At 49.2% G+C, this 16,131-nt stretch carries 19 protein-coding genes; 5 read left to right on the top strand and 14 right to left on the bottom strand.

Annotated features, from left to right (window positions below; translation table 11 throughout):
* Nucleotides 1-46: 46 nt before the first annotated feature.
* Nucleotides 47-1,066, bottom strand: coding sequence for an ATP-grasp domain-containing protein (locus EEX84_RS02040; protein ID WP_123163901.1), 1,020 nt, complete (start codon nt 1,064-1,066; stop codon nt 47-49).
* 272 nt (nt 1,067-1,338) lie between these two features.
* Here EEX84_RS02040 and EEX84_RS02045 point away from each other — a divergent pair, with 272 nt between their 5' ends.
* The 3 genes from EEX84_RS02045 to EEX84_RS02055 all read left to right on the top strand — a co-directional run bounded on the left by EEX84_RS02045 (nt 1,339) and on the right by EEX84_RS02055 (nt 3,761).
* A complete protein-coding gene (locus tag EEX84_RS02045) occupies nt 1,339-2,202 on the top strand; it encodes an NAD(P)H-hydrate dehydratase (RefSeq protein WP_123163902.1) in 864 nt (287 codons plus the stop codon).
* Nucleotides 2,203-2,315: 113 nt separating this feature from the next.
* On the top strand, nt 2,316-3,005 hold the full coding sequence (locus EEX84_RS02050) for a Na-translocating system protein MpsC family protein (protein ID WP_158599057.1): 690 nt from the start codon (nt 2,316-2,318) through the stop codon (nt 3,003-3,005).
* Nucleotides 3,006-3,065: 60 nt separating this feature from the next.
* Nucleotides 3,066-3,761, top strand: a complete 696-nt coding sequence (locus EEX84_RS02055; protein WP_123164041.1) for a Na-translocating system protein MpsC family protein — start codon at nt 3,066-3,068, stop codon at nt 3,759-3,761.
* Between the two features lie 15 nt (nt 3,762-3,776).
* Here EEX84_RS02055 and EEX84_RS02060 read toward each other — a convergent pair whose 3' ends face one another.
* The 4 genes from EEX84_RS02060 to EEX84_RS02075 form a co-directional block, all read right to left on the bottom strand.
* Nucleotides 3,777-5,150 (bottom strand): MATE family efflux transporter, encoded by a 1,374-nt coding sequence (locus EEX84_RS02060; protein WP_123164042.1) that lies wholly within the window; start codon nt 5,148-5,150, stop codon nt 3,777-3,779.
* A gap of 31 nt (nt 5,151-5,181) precedes the next feature.
* Nucleotides 5,182-6,501: an alpha/beta hydrolase family protein gene (locus tag EEX84_RS02065; RefSeq protein WP_240033897.1), complete on the bottom strand. Its 1,320-nt coding sequence runs from the start codon at nt 6,499-6,501 to the stop codon at nt 5,182-5,184.
* Between the two features lie 171 nt (nt 6,502-6,672).
* Nucleotides 6,673-7,380 carry a Crp/Fnr family transcriptional regulator gene (locus EEX84_RS02070; protein ID WP_123163904.1) on the bottom strand — a complete coding sequence of 236 codons (708 nt, stop codon included), beginning with the start codon at nt 7,378-7,380 and terminating at the stop codon, nt 6,673-6,675.
* Nucleotides 7,381-7,495: 115 nt separating this feature from the next.
* The gene (locus EEX84_RS02075) at nt 7,496-7,717 is read right to left on the bottom strand and encodes a heavy-metal-associated domain-containing protein (RefSeq protein ID WP_123163905.1); all 222 of its coding nucleotides are present in this window, start codon (nt 7,715-7,717) and stop codon (nt 7,496-7,498) included.
* Nucleotides 7,718-7,905: 188 nt separating this feature from the next.
* On the opposite strand from EEX84_RS02075, the gene EEX84_RS02080 reads away from it, so the two are divergent.
* Nucleotides 7,906-8,412, top strand: a complete 507-nt coding sequence (locus EEX84_RS02080; protein WP_158599058.1) for a flavodoxin domain-containing protein — start codon at nt 7,906-7,908, stop codon at nt 8,410-8,412.
* A gap of 42 nt (nt 8,413-8,454) precedes the next feature.
* Here EEX84_RS02080 and moaA read toward each other — a convergent pair whose 3' ends face one another.
* From moaA to EEX84_RS02110, 6 genes are read right to left on the bottom strand one after another with little or no spacing between them, the layout of a single operon-like run.
* A complete protein-coding gene (moaA, locus tag EEX84_RS02085) occupies nt 8,455-9,474 on the bottom strand; it encodes a GTP 3',8-cyclase MoaA (RefSeq protein WP_123163907.1) in 1,020 nt (339 codons plus the stop codon).
* 24 nt (nt 9,475-9,498) lie between these two features.
* A complete protein-coding gene (locus tag EEX84_RS02090; RefSeq protein WP_123163908.1) occupies nt 9,499-10,056 on the bottom strand; it encodes a molybdenum cofactor guanylyltransferase in 558 nt (185 codons plus the stop codon).
* Nucleotides 10,056-10,289: a molybdopterin converting factor subunit 1 gene (gene moaD, locus EEX84_RS02095; protein ID WP_123163909.1), complete on the bottom strand. Its 234-nt coding sequence runs from the start codon at nt 10,287-10,289 to the stop codon at nt 10,056-10,058. Before moaD ends, EEX84_RS02090 begins: the two co-directional genes overlap by 1 nt.
* Complete coding sequence (locus EEX84_RS02100) at nt 10,286-10,726, bottom strand: molybdenum cofactor biosynthesis protein MoaE (protein WP_123163910.1); 441 nt, start codon at nt 10,724-10,726, stop codon at nt 10,286-10,288. Before EEX84_RS02100 ends, moaD begins: the two co-directional genes overlap by 4 nt.
* Nucleotides 10,713-11,234 (bottom strand): molybdopterin-guanine dinucleotide biosynthesis protein B, encoded by a 522-nt coding sequence (gene mobB / locus EEX84_RS02105; protein ID WP_123163911.1) that lies wholly within the window; start codon nt 11,232-11,234, stop codon nt 10,713-10,715. Before mobB ends, EEX84_RS02100 begins: the two co-directional genes overlap by 14 nt.
* Complete coding sequence (locus tag EEX84_RS02110; protein WP_123163912.1) at nt 11,222-12,466, bottom strand: molybdopterin molybdotransferase MoeA; 1,245 nt, start codon at nt 12,464-12,466, stop codon at nt 11,222-11,224. Before EEX84_RS02110 ends, mobB begins: the two co-directional genes overlap by 13 nt.
* Before the next feature lie 63 nt (nt 12,467-12,529).
* Here EEX84_RS02110 and moaC point away from each other — a divergent pair, with 63 nt between their 5' ends.
* Nucleotides 12,530-13,018: a cyclic pyranopterin monophosphate synthase MoaC gene (moaC, locus tag EEX84_RS02115; RefSeq protein WP_123163913.1), complete on the top strand. Its 489-nt coding sequence runs from the start codon at nt 12,530-12,532 to the stop codon at nt 13,016-13,018.
* Here the strand turns inward: moaC and EEX84_RS02120 are convergent.
* Genes EEX84_RS02120 through EEX84_RS02130 form a run of 3 tightly spaced genes read right to left on the bottom strand, consistent with a single transcriptional unit; the run spans nt 13,006 to nt 16,108 of the window.
* Complete coding sequence (locus tag EEX84_RS02120) at nt 13,006-13,518, bottom strand: MogA/MoaB family molybdenum cofactor biosynthesis protein (protein ID WP_123163914.1); 513 nt, start codon at nt 13,516-13,518, stop codon at nt 13,006-13,008. The genes moaC and EEX84_RS02120 overlap by 13 nt on opposite strands.
* Nucleotides 13,519-13,538: 20 nt before the next feature.
* Nucleotides 13,539-14,558, bottom strand: a complete 1,020-nt coding sequence (locus EEX84_RS02125; protein ID WP_123163915.1) for a ThiF family adenylyltransferase — start codon at nt 14,556-14,558, stop codon at nt 13,539-13,541.
* A gap of 20 nt (nt 14,559-14,578) precedes the next feature.
* Complete coding sequence (locus tag EEX84_RS02130; protein ID WP_123163916.1) at nt 14,579-16,108, bottom strand: nitrate/nitrite transporter; 1,530 nt, start codon at nt 16,106-16,108, stop codon at nt 14,579-14,581.
* Between the last annotated feature and the right edge of the window lie 23 nt (nt 16,109-16,131).

Below are 16,131 nucleotides of genomic sequence, written 5' to 3' on the forward strand. Positions count from 1 at the left end.
GATGCCGGCTGTCACAGCATATGCTCTAGGCAGCATGGCGAAACCCCTAATCTTCGTACACAAAGAAATGATCCCGGAAACGGATCATTCGCGTGTTCCATCTTGGCGTCACTTTTTCATACTCACCGAGCACCTGGTATTGGAGAAACAGATAAGGGAAATTAACTCCGGCTCCAAGCCCCATCACCTGGCTGCCGCAGAAACGGGCGTTGATATCCGTCAATTTATACCCGTCCTCGGAAGAAAAGAACTGCAGGTTGAGAAACCCATCTGTGACCATGGATTCGGTAATATCCGTTGCAGCTTTTATAAGTTGTTCGTTGTAAATCACTTTGCCATCCAACACGATGCCACTGGATACGCCGGTCCGTTCACGGGGAACTGCGACCACGACTTTGCCGTTATGGACAAAGACATCGACACTGTATTCTGTGCCTCCCAGGTATTCCATCGCAATCCGTCTGTCGGTTGAAGGAATATCGACATAATCATCGATGTTGACAATCTTGTTCTTTCCCTCCTTCAAGGCTTGTAAATAAGTAGGGCGATCCGTCAATACCGCAAACCCCAACGCACCGTACCCGCTGATTTGTTTGACGACGACAAATTGCTCATCAGCGAAATGCTGATCGATGATCGGCTTCAGCTCATCGGTATCGCTGAAGCCAATGTACCTGGGTATGTATGTACTAAACCCTTGTTCTTCTAAAAATCCATATGCTTTTTCTTTATCCACCAGCACATCGAAATGTTCACTGTTTGGCAGAGCCACTGCGGCATCCAACTCTTTTCTGAAGTCATTGAAAATCTCGATTTCTTCATGCAATGCCGGAAAAACCGCGTCAATCTCCTCTTCTTCGATAATTGTCTGGATGGCGCTTTTGTAAGCATCCAAATTGCTGAAGCGCGGAATTGTATACGTCTTATCGCAGAATTGATTGCCGGAAGTCACTTCCCGCCTGTCGACGCCGACTACATAGACATTGTCTTTTTCCAAAAACCCACGGAGGATCCCTTGTGCGGTCGGCCCTCCGATCCCTGTCACCAATACTCTTATATTTTTCATTCTCCATCTCCCTAACTTCTGATTATCTATGTTGTCTTCTTTTGCAATACAAATAAATACCTGCAGCTTTGTTGTTTCTAAGCTGTACAGGCTTGTGGATTGTAACCTACCTACCATGATTTTATCAGAGTTTGTGCAGCAGTTGGCGCTTATTTTAAAGAAAACGGGATTTGCATAAACTCTTTCTTCTTCGGCTGTATTCCACAAATGCCGTTTATTTTTTCGCCAGGCAGGAACAAGTATATAACAGAATGATTGGAGGAGAGACGATTATGCCAGCTACAGATTCATTGGCGGTTTGGACGGAGCATGATGTAAAAGAAACCCTTCCCGTAAGAGCAGCGTCCAGCCATAAAGGAAGCCACGGAACCGGCCTGTTGATTGCCGGCAGCAGGGATATGCCGGGAGCGGCGCTTCTTGCGGGATTGGGCGCCATGAGAAGCGGCATCGGAAAACTGGTCATTGATACCGATCCGGAAGCGATTCCGGTCATCTGCCCGACTCTGCCGGAAGCGACTTACCGGCGAAGAGACTGGGATAAAACAGCTGCAGGCAGTGCAGATCTTGGCCAGTACCGGGCCATCGCCGCCGGACCGGGAATCGAGCCGACACAGGAAAGTGAGCGGGCTTTCCAGCAGTTAATAACGTCCCCGCTTCCGCTGGTGCTGGATGCCGGCGCTTTGTTGAAGCGCAGTTATAATAAGCGTACAGCCCCTACCATTCTGACACCGCATCTCGGGGAATTTGCCAGATTAACAGATCGGACAGCAACGGACGTGCAGGAAAACCGCCCGCACTATGCCCGTATGCTTGCCGGCGAACTGGAAGCCACCATCGTCCTGAAAGGCCATGAAACCATCATAGCGTTCCCGGACGGTGAATCGTGGCAAAATCCGACCGGCAACAGTGCTCTGGCTAAAGGAGGGACCGGTGACACACTGACCGGGATGCTGCTCGGCATGCTGTGCTGCCATGATAACTGGAAACACGCAGTTTTGAATGCCGTCTTTCTTCACGGCGCCTGCGCGGATGCATGGACCGCCGAGTATTCCGCACATACTTTGCTGGCTCATGAATTGACGAACCGTCTGCCCGAGGTTTGGAGACGGTTTGAAAAAAACGAAGATTCTTTATGACTGAATTCGGCAATACTATACTGATGAATTCGTTTCAATACTCTGGCTAATAGACTCGATAAAACGTATACTTGATTGAATTCATGCATCAGCCAGCAAAAGGAGGCAACAATATGACGATGGACCATCCCGCCCAAACAGAAGCCAGCGACTTTGTTTCCAACCTTTTAGAGGAGTATTTTGGTGAACGCCCCTCCTCGGTCAATGTAGTCATTGAGGCACCTTTCATCCTGATTCACCTTCAGGGATTTTTGATGCCGAGCGAAAAAAATCTTTTGAAGCGAAATGAGATCAAAAGAATCACGGAAACTCGGGATTTGCTCCTCAATACATTGAAACCGGAAATCCAGGATCGGCTCCAGCACATCACCCGACATGAAATAGAAGGGGTATATGCTGATTGGAACCTCGAAAAAGAGACCGGTTTGTTCATCGCCGTGATGGCCAGCGACGGGGCAAAAGGAGAGAATTATTGGCCTGCAGAAATCGATCGAAACGCTTTAAAAAACAAGATCATCGAGACCAGCAAAAAAACGCAAAAAGAACCCGACCATACGGAACTTTACTGGCTGAACCATAACCTGATCGTCATCAAACGGCTTGGGATTATGGTGGACATTGAAAAGGAATTGATAAAAAATGGCGTTATCGATGAATTGAGGCTTGCCAAACGCCCGTTGGAGCATCGGCTGATGGACTCTGCGGAACTTAAGCCTATAGTAAATCGGGACATAATTGAGCTATTCGTTGACTGGGATTTCGAGAAAGACAAAGCGTATCTTGTCCTGATATTGCAGGAATAAGTTACTATAATGATCCAACGCTTCATCAAAAGCTGCGTTTTACAGGAAGGTGTCGATCATATGCCTAAAGAACGGACGACTCAAACGGAAATTGGCGCTTATGCGTCCACATTGCTGCGCAAGCATTTCGGCAAAGGCCCCACTTCTGTTTTTGTGACCATCAAAAAGCCTTTCGTCATTATTCATTTCCGGGGGTTTCTCGCCCCCATGGAAAAAATACTGCTCCGTCAGAATGAATCAAAAAGAGTATTGGAAACAAGGGATTTGCTGATGAACGATTTGAAGGCCGAAATTATACTCGAGCTTTGGAAAATTGCGGAACTGGATATCAAAGAGCTGTATGCCGACTGGAACCTGGAAAAAGAAAGCGGCGTAATTATCGGAGTAACATCTGAGAAGATTTCAGAAGAGGCGCTGAAGTGGCCGGAAGAAGTGGACCGGGAAGCATTTACAGAAGCTATCAACGAAGCCAGCATTAAAGCGGAAAAAATGCCTGAGGAAACCGCGGCGTATTGGCTGAACGACCGCAGCATCCTGGTCAGGCGTTCACAGATCCTGGTGGAAATCGAGAAAGAACTTATCAAATCCGGCTTTATCGAACCGCTGAAGCTGGCAAAACGGCCACTGGAACAGAAAGTGCTGAAAGAAGTTCAGTTGGAGGCCGTTTTGAAAAGAACCATCTCCGAAACATTTGTCGACTGGAATTTCGATTCCGATTTGGGTTATATTGTATTTATATTGGATTCTCCAAAGTAAACAGCAGAAAAAAGCTCACCGAACCCGGTGAGCTTTTTCCATTTCTTCCTCTTCTTCCCCAAAACTTGGGATGTCTTTCCACTTGCCATAGCGGTAATACAGGAACGCAAACAGGCTGCTGATGACAAAACTGGTGCCGATGCCATAGGCGATTCCTTCTTCACCGAACATCTCTGAAAAAAGATAGGTGATCGGATATCGAAGCACCCAAAACGACAGAATGTTCAAGATCAGCACCTGGAACATCGCCCCCGCTGCCCGGACCGTGCCGTTCAGGATAAAATTGATGCCGAGAAACGGATAGAAAAAAGCGATCATTTTCAAGTATCCCGTTCCGAACCGGACGGCATCCGTTTCTTCGATGAACAACAGGATGCCGTATTCGGCGAACAGCACAACAAATGTGGCGATGCTCAGCATGATGGTCAGATTATACAGGAATCCGTAGAACGTGATCCGGTACACACGGTCCCACTTCCCCGCTCCGATATTCTGGCCGGCCATGCTGTTAACGGCGGTCCCCAAGGCTTGTGCCGGCAGCATGATCAGGCTGTCCAGACGCTGTGCCGCTCCGTACCCGGCAACAACGGCCGGACCGAACGAAGCCACGACGCTCATAATGGCCATAACACCGGCGGCGATGACACTCATCTGCAAGCCGGCAGGAATGCCCAGCTTTAAAATATCAGCCACTTCTCTTTTGGCCGGTACGTGCGGTTTTGTGAACGGCACAAGGTTTTTCCGAAGTGTATAAATGGCGCCGGTCGCAAAAGCGATTCCCTGGGAGAAGATCGTCGCATAGGCGACGCCTTCTATTCCCCAGCCGAACACCGAGATGAAAAGTGGATCCAACACCGCATTGAGGAGAACGGCGATGAGTACGAAATACATCGGCGTTTTCGAATCGCCCACAGAACGCAACACCGTACCGATAAAATTGTAGCCGAATAAAAACAATATCCCGATAAAGTTGATTTTCAAATAAGCGCTTGCCATCGGCATCATCACTGCCGGCGTCCCCATCAGCTGCAATACCCAATCCGTCAGCAAAACCCCGACCAGGCTCAGCACAACCGACATCCCCGTCAACAATACGACAAATGCGTTCAAATAGCGCTTCAAGCCTTCTTCACTCTTTTTGCCTTTCTGCTGCGACAAAATGGTCAATGCAGCGTTGTTCAAACCAATGACGAACGACAGCACCGTGAACATGATCGTACTTGAAATGGACACGGCACCGAGCGCATCGGCTCCGATCAAATTCCCGACCCATAAGCTGTCGATAAATTGATAGGAGATTTGCAGAAGATTGGCCAAAATGATTGGACCGGAGAAAACGAAGAGCTGCCTGACAATATTTCCTTCTGTGAAATCATGCTGTTTGGCCAGTTTCCTCACTCCTCTTTCCAATCATGTGGTTTTATTGTTCATTAAACTGAATGCCGTTATTCTTCAGGAATTCTGTAATGCCGTTGATTAGTCCATCAGCCAGTGGGACATCGGGATCCGAGTACGTTTCCATATTGCCCGCTTCGTCTTCCGGCGCCGGTTTCAACACATGGTTCATGCCGTCGATTGCGAGCAATTCCGCATCTGTGTTTGCCTGTTTCAAGGTCTCCGCCTGCTCTTCCGGCACTTGCAGGTCATGCGTGCCGCCGACAACCAATACCGGCATATCCAGATTTTTCAGCTCTTCTGCAGGATCATATTTGATCCAGGAAATCAGGTAAGGCTGAACAGATGGACGGAAGATGTTATTCAGCTGCGGGTCGACCGTTTCCACTTGCTGGCCTTGTTTTAACTGTTCCAGAATCGCTTCCGCTTCTTCCATCAATGGCTCCGGCAACTGCTCCTGCAGTTGCTGACGCAAAATCTGATCGATTGGTTCAGCAGGACCTGCCACAGAAATATAGGCATCGGCTGAAGCTTTTTCTGCGGCTTCCATGCCAATCAGGGAGCCTTCACTGTGCCCGATGACGCCGTCTTCGGAAAACGATTCGTCTTTTTTGGCAAATTCCAGCCACGCTGCGGCGTCATTGATGTAATCGTCGAAACGGAGGTCTTTTTCCGACCCGGCCAACGCCAGATTGTCTCCTACTCCCCGCTTATCATACCGGATGCTCGCAATTCCCTGTTTGGCCAGTTCTTCCGCCAGCATCTTCAGGCCATTATTTTTGCCCGGCAGTGCCAACGAATTTCCGTCTTTGTCAGTCGGACCGGATCCTGCAATGATCAGCATGACAGGAAACGGACCTTCACCTTTCGGCATTTCGATCAACGCTTTCATCGTTCCGCCTTTCACTTCAATTTCTGCCAGGTTCTGAGGTTCCTCCAATTGTTTCTCAGCTTTGGCCAATACAAACGGAATCGACTGGCCTTGCTGAGTGAAAGTCCCGGTGATTTCTTCCCCTGACAGTTCGCCTTCGAAACTGATTTGCTGGCCCTGTAAATTCATATCAAAATAGATGCCGGGATCATCAAAATCCACTGTCGCCAGCGGGAAGTTTTGCAATCCCTGGACCGGGATACTGATCATGCCTGACTCTTCCTCAAACTCTGCATTGAATGCGAGAGGCTGGTTGGGAATGTTGATGGCCCCTTCCCAATAACCGGTTAGTTTGCTCACTGATTCCACGTCCTTTGCACCTGATTCGGAATTTCCCGTCTCCTCCCCGCTGCTGCATCCGCCGAGTAAGAAGACGGCCATGACGGCAACTAAAACTATCACACATCTTTTCAAAAGCAGCCCTCCTGTTTCTTTCTATCATCTCCCACTCAGTCGTTTCGGGTCAAGGAAATTTCCACCGGAAACTCCAAGTGTCAGTCAGGCACAGAAAAAAAGCTGAAGGCGCATCAGGCGTCTTCAGCTTTCTAAACAGTTTATTCGACCGGTGCAATGGCAAACATGCATCTAGACGAGAAGCAATGCATCCATGTCTTTGATGCGGATCCCTCTTTGGTCCAGTTGTTCGATCCAGCCTTCGTCTTCGAACTTTGCCAGTTTCCGGCTGACCGTTTCCGGAGTTGTCCCAAGGTAAGAAGCCAGATCCTTTTTGGTCATCGGCAGCCGGATTTCTGCTGAACGGTTTTTCTCCGATTCCTGTGCCAGATAAAGAGCAATCCGGGTTTCCGCTCCTTCTGTCGCAAAACTTGTGACCTGATGTTCTGTCTGGTCGAGACGGGTGGAAAATTCATTCAATATTTTCAATGAGATGTTGGGGTATTTCAGTAAAAGTTCATTGAGACGGGTCCGCTGAATACTGCAGATTTCTGTCTTTTCCACTGCTTCGGCATAGGAATCATGAATTTTCTGCGTGAACAACGCCAATTCCCCTGTAAACTCCCCTGCCTCTAAAATCCGTATCACCTGCTCTTTCCCACTCTCGGATAACCGGTAGACCTTCAGTTTTCCTTTATGGACAATATACAGTGAATCTGATTCGTCTCCTGCGTTGTAAAGCAATTCCCCTCTTTTCAAGCCAATCGGACGGGCTGCTTTCGCAACTTCCTGAACCTCTTCGTGCTCGAGATGATTGAAAATCGGCACAATCGCTACACAGGATTGATGTGCACCCGTATTTTCAGTTATGGAATGGTCACATACTTTTTGCTCCACCATTTTGTTTCCTCCTCCTGCCTTTACTCGTTCCGTTCATGTCAACAGCTCTTACTATCAGTATAACCGATTCCGGATAAACAAATCCTCTGCCGGATTCGGTGCTTCCGGTGCGGTGTTAGGCCACTTTTTGCGACAACACCGGATATCCCAGCTTAACGAGTGTATTTTCCAATTGTTGCGCAGTAATCTGTGTTTCGTTGTAACGGACTCTCACTTTGCCGGCATGGAACAGGACGGTCACGGCTTCGACTCCTGCCAGTTTCCCGACGGCGTTTTCGATTTTCTTGATGCAAGAAGGGCAAGTGAACGGTTCCATTTGAAAGACTGCTTTTTTCATTGTGTGTTCCTCCTCCTGTTTTCTATCTTCATCTTACCCTTTGCCGGCTGTCACATCCTTGATACCCGTCAAGATTTGAGTGGAATATAAAAAAGCAGAATTGACACAAGTCAAGGAAAGGTGGTCCTGGAAGAGATATGATTTTCTTACGGGAGACTGACAAAGATTTCAAAAAAGGAGTGTCCAATATGAAACCGGTTCTCATTCTTTACCTCAGCGGAACGGGAAATACCGAACAGATCGCGTGCTTGCTGCAGGAGCATCTGGAACGAAAAGGACTAGCCGCAGAGTTAAAAGATATATCTTTGGAAGACTTCGATTTGGAATATATTCGCTATTATGCCGGCCTGCTGTTTGGCACCTATACGTATGATGACGGAGATCTGCCTTTTGAAATTGAAGACTTTTATGACGAACTTGGAAACACCGACTTGACCGGTATCGTAATCGGTGTCTTCGGGTCAGGTGACACGGCCTATTATTCATTCTGCCAAGCAGTGGATTTGATGAAAGAGCAATTTCAGAAAACCCACGCCAATGTCCTCGAGCATACAGTGAAAGTGGACCTTTTTCCGGATGAACCGTCGGAATTGACGGACATTGAAAAACTCGCCGATGACTTTGTTGCCGCCCTGCAGCCATTCCCTGTCGCAAACGAGGAAAGAGACGGCGAAAAAAATCTGTATAACGAATAAAAAAGGAACAGAAAATGTCTTCTGTTCCTTTTCCGTTTCCACTTATCCGCCGATATAGGACATGCCGATTTTATGGCGGTTCTTGGCGGTCTGTTCTGTCCGTTCGTCGGAATAACGGTCTCTACGGCCCTGCCAGATAGCACTGATGGCTTCGAACAGGCTGTCATCGTCCATCATGTCATTTCGAATCAGCTCACGGATATCAAAACCTTCCGTGGCAAACAGGCATGTATAGAACTTGCCGTCTGAAGACAGACGCGCCCGTGTACAAGTCGAACAAAACGATTCTGAAACCGACGTGATGAAACCGACTTGTGCGTCGCTGCCGGCAAAGCGGTAACGTTTGGCGACTTCCCCGTAATAATCTTTGTCGACCGGCTCCAGCTCATAAACCTTTTGCAGTTTTTGGAGGATTTCTTTTTTGGTTACGACTTTTTTGAAACTCCAGCCGTTGTCGTTGCCGACGTCCATGAACTCGATAAACCGGAGCGTGATGCCCCGTTCCTTGAAGTAAGCGGCCATGGGAAGGATTTCGCTTTCGTTCACACCTTTTTGGACGACCATATTCACTTTGATCTCAAAACCGACAGCTTTGGCATGGTCAATCTGTTTTAACACATGCGACGGATCGACTCCGCGGCCGTTCAATTTGCCGAACAATTCGGGGTCGAGCGCATCCAGGCTGATATTCAACCGGCGCAGGCCGGCATCGTACAAAGGCTGTGCCTGCTGGCCGAGCAGCAAGCCGTTTGTGGTGAGTCCAATATCCTCCACTCCGTCCACAGCCAGGATTTTCCGGACCAATTCGGGAAGACCCCGACGCATGAGTGGCTCTCCGCCGGTCAGACGTATTTTTTTGACTCCCATTGAGACGAAAATTCGGGTCAGCCGTTCAATTTCTTCAAACGACAACAATTCCTGTTTTGGCAGAAAGACGTAGTCATCTCCAAAGACCTCTTTCGGCATACAGTACGAACAGCGGAAATTACAGCGGTCCGTCACCGAAATGCGCAAATCGCGTATCGGCCGCCCCAATTTGTCCTGCAGCGGATGTTCCATCATGTTCATCGCCCTCCCTTTCTCAGTTTAATCCGATGTGTTGATGTTCCGGAAAATATGTTTGTCCGGATGAATCCTTGATGCATCCATCCAGTCGGTTGTCACTTTCTTCAAAAACGACATGACACCCAATTGCCCATCATCCAATTCTCTCTCCAAAAGTTCTTTCATATTGCCGTTCCATCTGCTGAATAACGGAATCCGTTCACTATCTGTCCGTACGGCTGTTATGTCAGCTGCATTGTTCGACAATTGCATGAAAACCGTCAATTCCTTTTGGCCGATATAGGGCATATCACAGGGTAGTACCACATAACATTCAGCCGGCCTTTCCGACATGGCTGTATAAATGCCGGCAAGCGGTCCTTTTCCGGCAACTGACGGAAGGTCCGTAATAACGTCCATCCCTGCCCGAAAATCGGATATCAGCTCAGGCCTCGAAACAACGACGACATGATCGCTTACAGCCGTCAGCGCTTCGTATGCCCTTTCGTAAAAATATTTCCCTTCCAACACAGCAAACGCTTTCGGGGAGCCATAGCGGCGCGACTGGCCTCCAGCCAGCAAAATGCCGATTGTTTTCATCAACCGCCGCTGACAGGCGGAATAAAAGCTGCGACATCCCCGTCGTTCAGCACATCCGCCGGCAAGGCATATTCTTCATTGACCGCAATCCGCACGGAACCGCTTTGAAGATCCGGGTATTTTGCAGTGGCCCATTGCCACAATTCTTCCACTGTTCTGCCCGTCAAATCGACTGTCTCCTGTGCGATCCCCGTCACTTCCCGAAGACCCGCAAAATAATGCAATTCAATCACAGAAGTTCCTCCTTCGGTTTTTTCTTCTGATGGCCGATCCATTCCTCGCCATCTTCCCAAATTTCCTTTTTCCAAATCGGAACAATCTCCTTGATCCGTTCGATGGCATATTCATTTGCTTCATAAGCGCTTTTTCGATGGGGAGAAGAAACCGCAATGACGACTGCGATATCGCTGATTGCCAATTCGCCGATGCGGTGGGCGATGGCAACGCGTGTCCCTTCCCATTTCTCTTCGATTTCCTGGCCGATTTGGGCCAGTTTCTTTTCTGCCATCGGAATGTATGCTTCATATGCCAAGTACAGCGTACGGATGCCTTTTGTCCATTCCCGGACGTGACCGGTGAACAATGTGACGGCGCCTGCTTCCGGACGCAGCACATAATCCGCATAGCGTTGCGGGTTGATCGGTTCTGACACTATTTCAAATGCTTTCATCGCTTTCCCCTTCCATCCATTGAAAAAACCAGTTTTCAATTTCTTTTTGCTGATGCCGCCCAACGGCTTCGATGTCACCGGGAACAGCGCCTTCCTGTCCAATGACGAGCCGGATATTGCGGAGCTTTTGCAGGTCTTCCCAATCTTCGGGCGTCCGGACAAGAACTATTTTCTCGTATCCGGCTTGTTTGAATCCTTCGACCAGCACAATATCCGGGTTGGCTGAAAGCGAAAGGCTGATCAGCTCTTTCAGATCGGCTTGGTCTTTGTGCATATGCAGCTGAACCACGCCGTCTCCATAAGCAAGTGAACTGGCAGCACCTTTGTCGAGAAATTGCATGCTGTCTGTTCCGGCGGGAGGTGTTTCCAATGCACCACCATGACCATGGTGTTTGATGGTCGAGACCGTTTTGCCGCTCTGTTGAGCCAGCTCCAGCAGCTGTGCGGTTAAAGTCGTTTTGCCGCTGTTTTTGTAGCCGACGACTTGCAGAACTTTCACAGCTGCCATTGCTGCACGCCTTCTTCCACACCGAGCAGCAGCACATCGACTGAATCTCCGGCACTGAATCCTCTCGTCCCACCGGGCAAGACGATGAGCGCATTGCCTCTGGCGATGGATGAGACGGCATTCGATTTGTTGAAACCGGCCGGTGTGGCATATGTACCGTCATAAGTCGCACGGATAAACCGCGTAAACGGATTGGCTTTTGTAAAATCTTCTTTCAGTATGGCTGTCGTTTTCGGCAGATAGATTTTCTCCGCACCCATCATTTTGAGAAGAGCTGGCCGCACGAACAGTTCAAACCCTGTAAAGCACGCGGACGGATTGCCCGACAGACCAAACAGGTACCGGCCGTTTGCCACAGCCACCGTCGTGACGCTGCCCGGCCGCATGGCGACTTTATTGAACAGCACTTTTGCGCCTAAGCGTTCATAGATAGCCGGCAAGAAGTCGAAGTCCCCGACAGATACGCCTCCAGTAGTGATCAGGCAATCCGTTTCTTCAGCCGCCTTTTTCACTACTGCAAAACTTTCTTCCAGCCGGTCTTCCGACATGCCGTACAATTTGCAGTGGATGCCCATCCGCCTCAGCTGCGCTGCGATCATCGGGCCGTTGCTGTTGCGGATTTTCCCAGGACTGAGCGGTTCACTGACGTCCAACAGCTCCGTTCCCGTCGACAGAATTCCAACAACCGGCTGTTTGGATACGGCCACCCGGGCATAACCGAATGTGGCCAGTAAAGCGATGGTGCCTGGATGAATCAAACCGCCGCTGTCAATGATCGTTTCGCCCTGTTTGGCATCTTCTCCCTGGAGCGATACGTTTTCCATCGGTTCAAACGGCTTTCTTATGGTGAATGAATCGCCTGAGTCCACTGTCTGTTCGAACATGGCCACTGCATCTGCTCCTTCCGGAAGCAGTGCTCCTGTCATAATCCGAACGGCTGTGTGACTGGTCAGCGACTTTCCGGAAACTTCTCCCGCTCCAATATGGTCGATGACTTCAAACCGTACGCGCCGTTCCCCGGAAGCTCCGGCTGTATCAGCTGAACGAAGTGCAAAGCCATCATACGGAGAGCGGTTGAACGGCGGTACGTCATGGGCAGCTTTAATCGGTTCCGCCAGTATTCTGCCGTAACTGTCTTCAAGCGCCACTGTTTCCGTTCCAAGCGGATGCGCCTGTTCTACCACCTGTTCTACTGCCTGTGACACCGGAATCGGTTTTCGCTGTTCTACCATTTTATCTACTCCTCGATTAATCATGCTATACTCTATCTATTCTATTCTGAAAGGATGATTTACATGTCTGAATTGACTCATTTCAATGAACAGGGCCGTGCCAAAATGGTCGACGTGTCGGATAAAAACGACACTGTACGCACAGCAAGAGCCACTTCTTCTGTAGTAGTGAACGAAACCATTTACCGGCAAATCGAAAATGGCCAGATTAAAAAAGGGGACGTTTTTGCCGTTGCCCAGGTAGCGGGCATCATGGCCGCCAAAAACACTTCTCAAATCATTCCAATGTGCCACCCGTTGGCTCTCAGCGGCGTAGATATCAGCTTTGAATGGAATGTCGATGAATCGGCGGGCCATTACGAAGTGGAACTGGTGGCTGCTGTAAAAACGAAAGGGCCTACAGGCGTTGAAATGGAAGCGTTGACCGCCGTTTCGACTGCCGCATTGACCATTTACGATATGTGCAAAGCCGCCGGCAAGGAAATGGTTATCGGACCGACCATGCTGCTTCAGAAAACCGGCGGGAAATCAGGCGATTATCAACGGGACTGATGATGTTTGGTCAGTTCGAATACAATATGCCCGAGTTCCGGCAACACCAGCCGTTCCATGGCAAGCCTGACAGCTCCGCGGGATCCCGGCAGGACGAAAATGGCTTTTTCCGAAGCCGTTCCTGCCGCCGCACGGCTGAGAAGCGCTTTGCTTCCGATATCTTCCGTGAAACTCAAAAACCGGAAAAGCTCCCCAAAACCGTCCAATTCCTTTTCGAAGAACGGACGGACCGCTTCAAGTGTCACATCCCGCTTTGCAATCCCCGTGCCTCCAGTCGTAATGATGGCATCCACATCCTGCCGCTCCAGCCAGCTGGACAGCGTGCTGTGAATTTCTGCCATGTCATCTTTGACGATTTCAGAGGTGGTGATATCCACCTCTCGGTCCTGCGCCATTTTTCTCACCAGCGCTCCCCCGGTATCTGTTTCAAAGGTCCGCGTGTCACTGACGGTCATCACGGCAATCCGGATTTTTCGGTTTAACTGAAATGCTTCTGACATTCGTTTTCTTCCTTTCGCTATCAGCCGAACAGCTGATGGTACAATTTCCGTCCTTCCGACACATCACGGATCCCGTGAATCAGCAGGCGGCCATTCCCAAACAGCACCAATCGCCTGTCAAATACCTGCATTTCGACGAAATAAGGGGTCCGTTTCATTGCAGCGTTCAATCGGACGCCGATTTTCTCGGCATCATCCAACGTGATCGGCCGTTTCGGATCCGGCAGCACCTGAACGGCATCCCGTCCGCATAATACGGCATATGAGTGGTTCACTGCCGAGGCAAGCTCTGGAAACACCGGCTGTTTTCCGCATGTTTCGCAATCTTCATTTTTGATGCGGGAAATGCCGATATCCGCTTGTTCGTTTTCCCATAAATTGAAATGGTGTACTTTTTTTCTCATGTTTTCTTTGTTGCCGGTCATCCATTTAAGCGCTTCTGCACATTGCAGCGCTGCTGTGACCTGAACTGCCGGTGAAATGATGCCGGCGATGTCGCAGGTTTCATTCGCAGCCGGCAATACCGGCAACAGGCAGCGGAAACAGGCAGATGCACCGGGGATGAACGGAAATACCACACCCGAGCCGCCGACACAGGCACCGTAAATCCAGGGTTTTCCGTATTTTGCAGCTGCGTCGTTGATCAACAGACGTGTTTCGAAATTGTCCGTGGCGTCCATGATAAGGGTGCTGATGGAAGCCAGCCGTTCCATGAGTGTCGGGCTTACATTATCCAAATAAGTGAACAAATCCACATCACTGCGTATCGCTTTCAGTCTTTTTTCAGCCGCCGCCACTTTTGGCTCCATGGATTCCGCATTCTGTTCTGTAAACAGCTGCTGCCTTTGGAGATTGGACATTTCCACGTAATCCCGGTCAACGAGATGGATTTCTCCCACTCCTGCCCGTGTCAACGTTTCTGCAATGGCCGATCCCAATGCGCCGCATCCGATGACCGTTACGATCGCTTCACTGATTTGCTGTTGGCCGGCTGGGCCGATCGGTTTGAATATGGTTTGCCTCGAATAGCGCTCACTCACTGAATGCCACACCTTTCCTGCTACTTGGAAAAACTCGAATTCGTGTTTTTGTTATTCCGGTATTCCTCGGTGATGTCTGTAAACGTTCCGACATACCTCACCACTTCTCCTGTATCATCTTTGACCGCACTGATATTCAGCCATTGCAGATATTCTACACCATCTTTTTTCTTATTCCAAATTTCTCCCTGCCACATGCCCTGCTCTTTTATCTCCTGCCACATCTCTTTGTAAAATTCTTTGGATTGTCTGCCGGATTTCATGATGCTTGGATTTTCGCCGACCACATCTTCTTTTTCAAAACCGGTCAATCTGGTAAATGCCGGATTGACGGTTCTGATTGTTCCAGAGACGTCTGTTACCAGGATGCCCTGGCCGGTCGAGTTGAACACTTCAGCCGCCAATACCAGCCGGTCCTGGTAATACATCCAAACAACAAGGACAAAACTTGCCAAAGCAACTTGCGATAACAGCATGAACCCGATGGAATATTGCCCTGTCAGAGAGAAGATGATGGAAAGCATGATCGGCGGGAAAAAGCCGCCAAGTCCACCCATCATGGAAACGATCCCATTGACAATCCCTGCCTGTTTATTGAAATAAAACGGCACCAGTTTAAAGATAACCCCATTGCCGATTCCTGCACTGACCGCAATGGCCAGGCTTCCCACTGTGTAAAGGCCGATTGATGGAGAAAATGCAAGGATGATGGCGGCAATCGTGTATACCAGAAATGTCCCCATCAACAGCAGCAATGGCTGCAGTTTATCCGCAAGCCAGCCGCCAACCGGACGAAGGAACGTGGCGATGGCGATAAACCCGGCCGTTCGCATGCCCGCATCCACTTCTGCCAAGCCGTAATTATTGACCAGGAAATTCGGCAAATAAATGGTAAAAGCAACGAACGAACCAAATGTAATGAAATAGAACAACGAGAAAAACCACAGTTTTTCATTTTTATAAACGCCTTTGATTTGTTCGAAAATCGGTGTTTTGACTTTTGCTTCATGGCGGTCGCCGAAAAAGAAGTTTAAAGCGGCAAATACCAAAAGCAGGATCAGGTACAATTTAACGGTTGAAGACCAGCCGATCTGTGTAGCGATCAACGGAGCTGAAAATGTCGTAATGGCCGTCCCGATGTTGCCTGCCCCGTAAATCCCATTGACAAGACCGTGTTTTTCTTTCGGATAGTATTTCGGCAAAGATGTAACACCAACCGAAAATACCGCTCCCCCGATTCCCAGGAACAAACCGCCGATGATCAGATCGGTCATGGTAGAAGCTTCACTGATGTAAAACACGGGGAACAAAAGCAGGATAAAACTTACCAAAAAAATTATACGGGCTCCGAATACGTTGGCATAGTAGCCAAGCGGTATACGCAAAATGGAACCCAGTACCACTGGAACTGCCGTGACAATGGCCAGCCGCTCAGGCGGAATTGTAATATCTTCACTGATGAACGGTATGAGCGAAGAGATAATGACCCATACCATGAACCCGACGACCAGGTTCATCGTCTGTAACGGCAACTGCACTTTCTTAATCATCCAAATCACCTTTTTCACAAGTT

The organism is Planococcus salinus (assembly GCF_003719725.1).
Classification (GTDB): Bacteria; Bacillota; Bacilli; order Bacillales_A; family Planococcaceae; genus Planococcus; species Planococcus salinus.

Coding starts and splice junctions, on each gene's coding strand:
- EEX84_RS02040 (WP_123163901.1), bottom strand. CDS start 1,066: ATGAAAAATATAAGAGTATTGGTGACAGGGATCGGAGGGCCGACCGCA.
- EEX84_RS02045 (WP_123163902.1), top strand. CDS start 1,339: ATGCCAGCTACAGATTCATTGGCGGTTTGGACGGAGCATGATGTAAAA.
- EEX84_RS02050 (WP_158599057.1), top strand. CDS start 2,316: ATGACGATGGACCATCCCGCCCAAACAGAAGCCAGCGACTTTGTTTCC.
- EEX84_RS02055 (WP_123164041.1), top strand. CDS start 3,066: ATGCCTAAAGAACGGACGACTCAAACGGAAATTGGCGCTTATGCGTCC.
- EEX84_RS02070 (WP_123163904.1), bottom strand. CDS start 7,380: ATGGTGGAGCAAAAAGTATGTGACCATTCCATAACTGAAAATACGGGT.
- EEX84_RS02075 (WP_123163905.1), bottom strand. CDS start 7,717: ATGAAAAAAGCAGTCTTTCAAATGGAACCGTTCACTTGCCCTTCTTGC.
- EEX84_RS02080 (WP_158599058.1), top strand. CDS start 7,906: ATGAAACCGGTTCTCATTCTTTACCTCAGCGGAACGGGAAATACCGAA.
- moaA (WP_123163907.1), bottom strand. CDS start 9,474: ATGATGGAACATCCGCTGCAGGACAAATTGGGGCGGCCGATACGCGAT.
- EEX84_RS02090 (WP_123163908.1), bottom strand. CDS start 10,056: ATGAAAACAATCGGCATTTTGCTGGCTGGAGGCCAGTCGCGCCGCTAT.
- EEX84_RS02100 (WP_123163910.1), bottom strand. CDS start 10,726: ATGAAAGCATTTGAAATAGTGTCAGAACCGATCAACCCGCAACGCTAT.
- mobB (WP_123163911.1), bottom strand. CDS start 11,234: ATGGCAGCTGTGAAAGTTCTGCAAGTCGTCGGCTACAAAAACAGCGGC.
- EEX84_RS02110 (WP_123163912.1), bottom strand. CDS start 12,466: ATGGTAGAACAGCGAAAACCGATTCCGGTGTCACAGGCAGTAGAACAG.
- moaC (WP_123163913.1), top strand. CDS start 12,530: ATGTCTGAATTGACTCATTTCAATGAACAGGGCCGTGCCAAAATGGTC.
- EEX84_RS02120 (WP_123163914.1), bottom strand. CDS start 13,518: ATGTCAGAAGCATTTCAGTTAAACCGAAAAATCCGGATTGCCGTGATG.
- EEX84_RS02130 (WP_123163916.1), bottom strand. CDS start 16,108: ATGATTAAGAAAGTGCAGTTGCCGTTACAGACGATGAACCTGGTCGTC.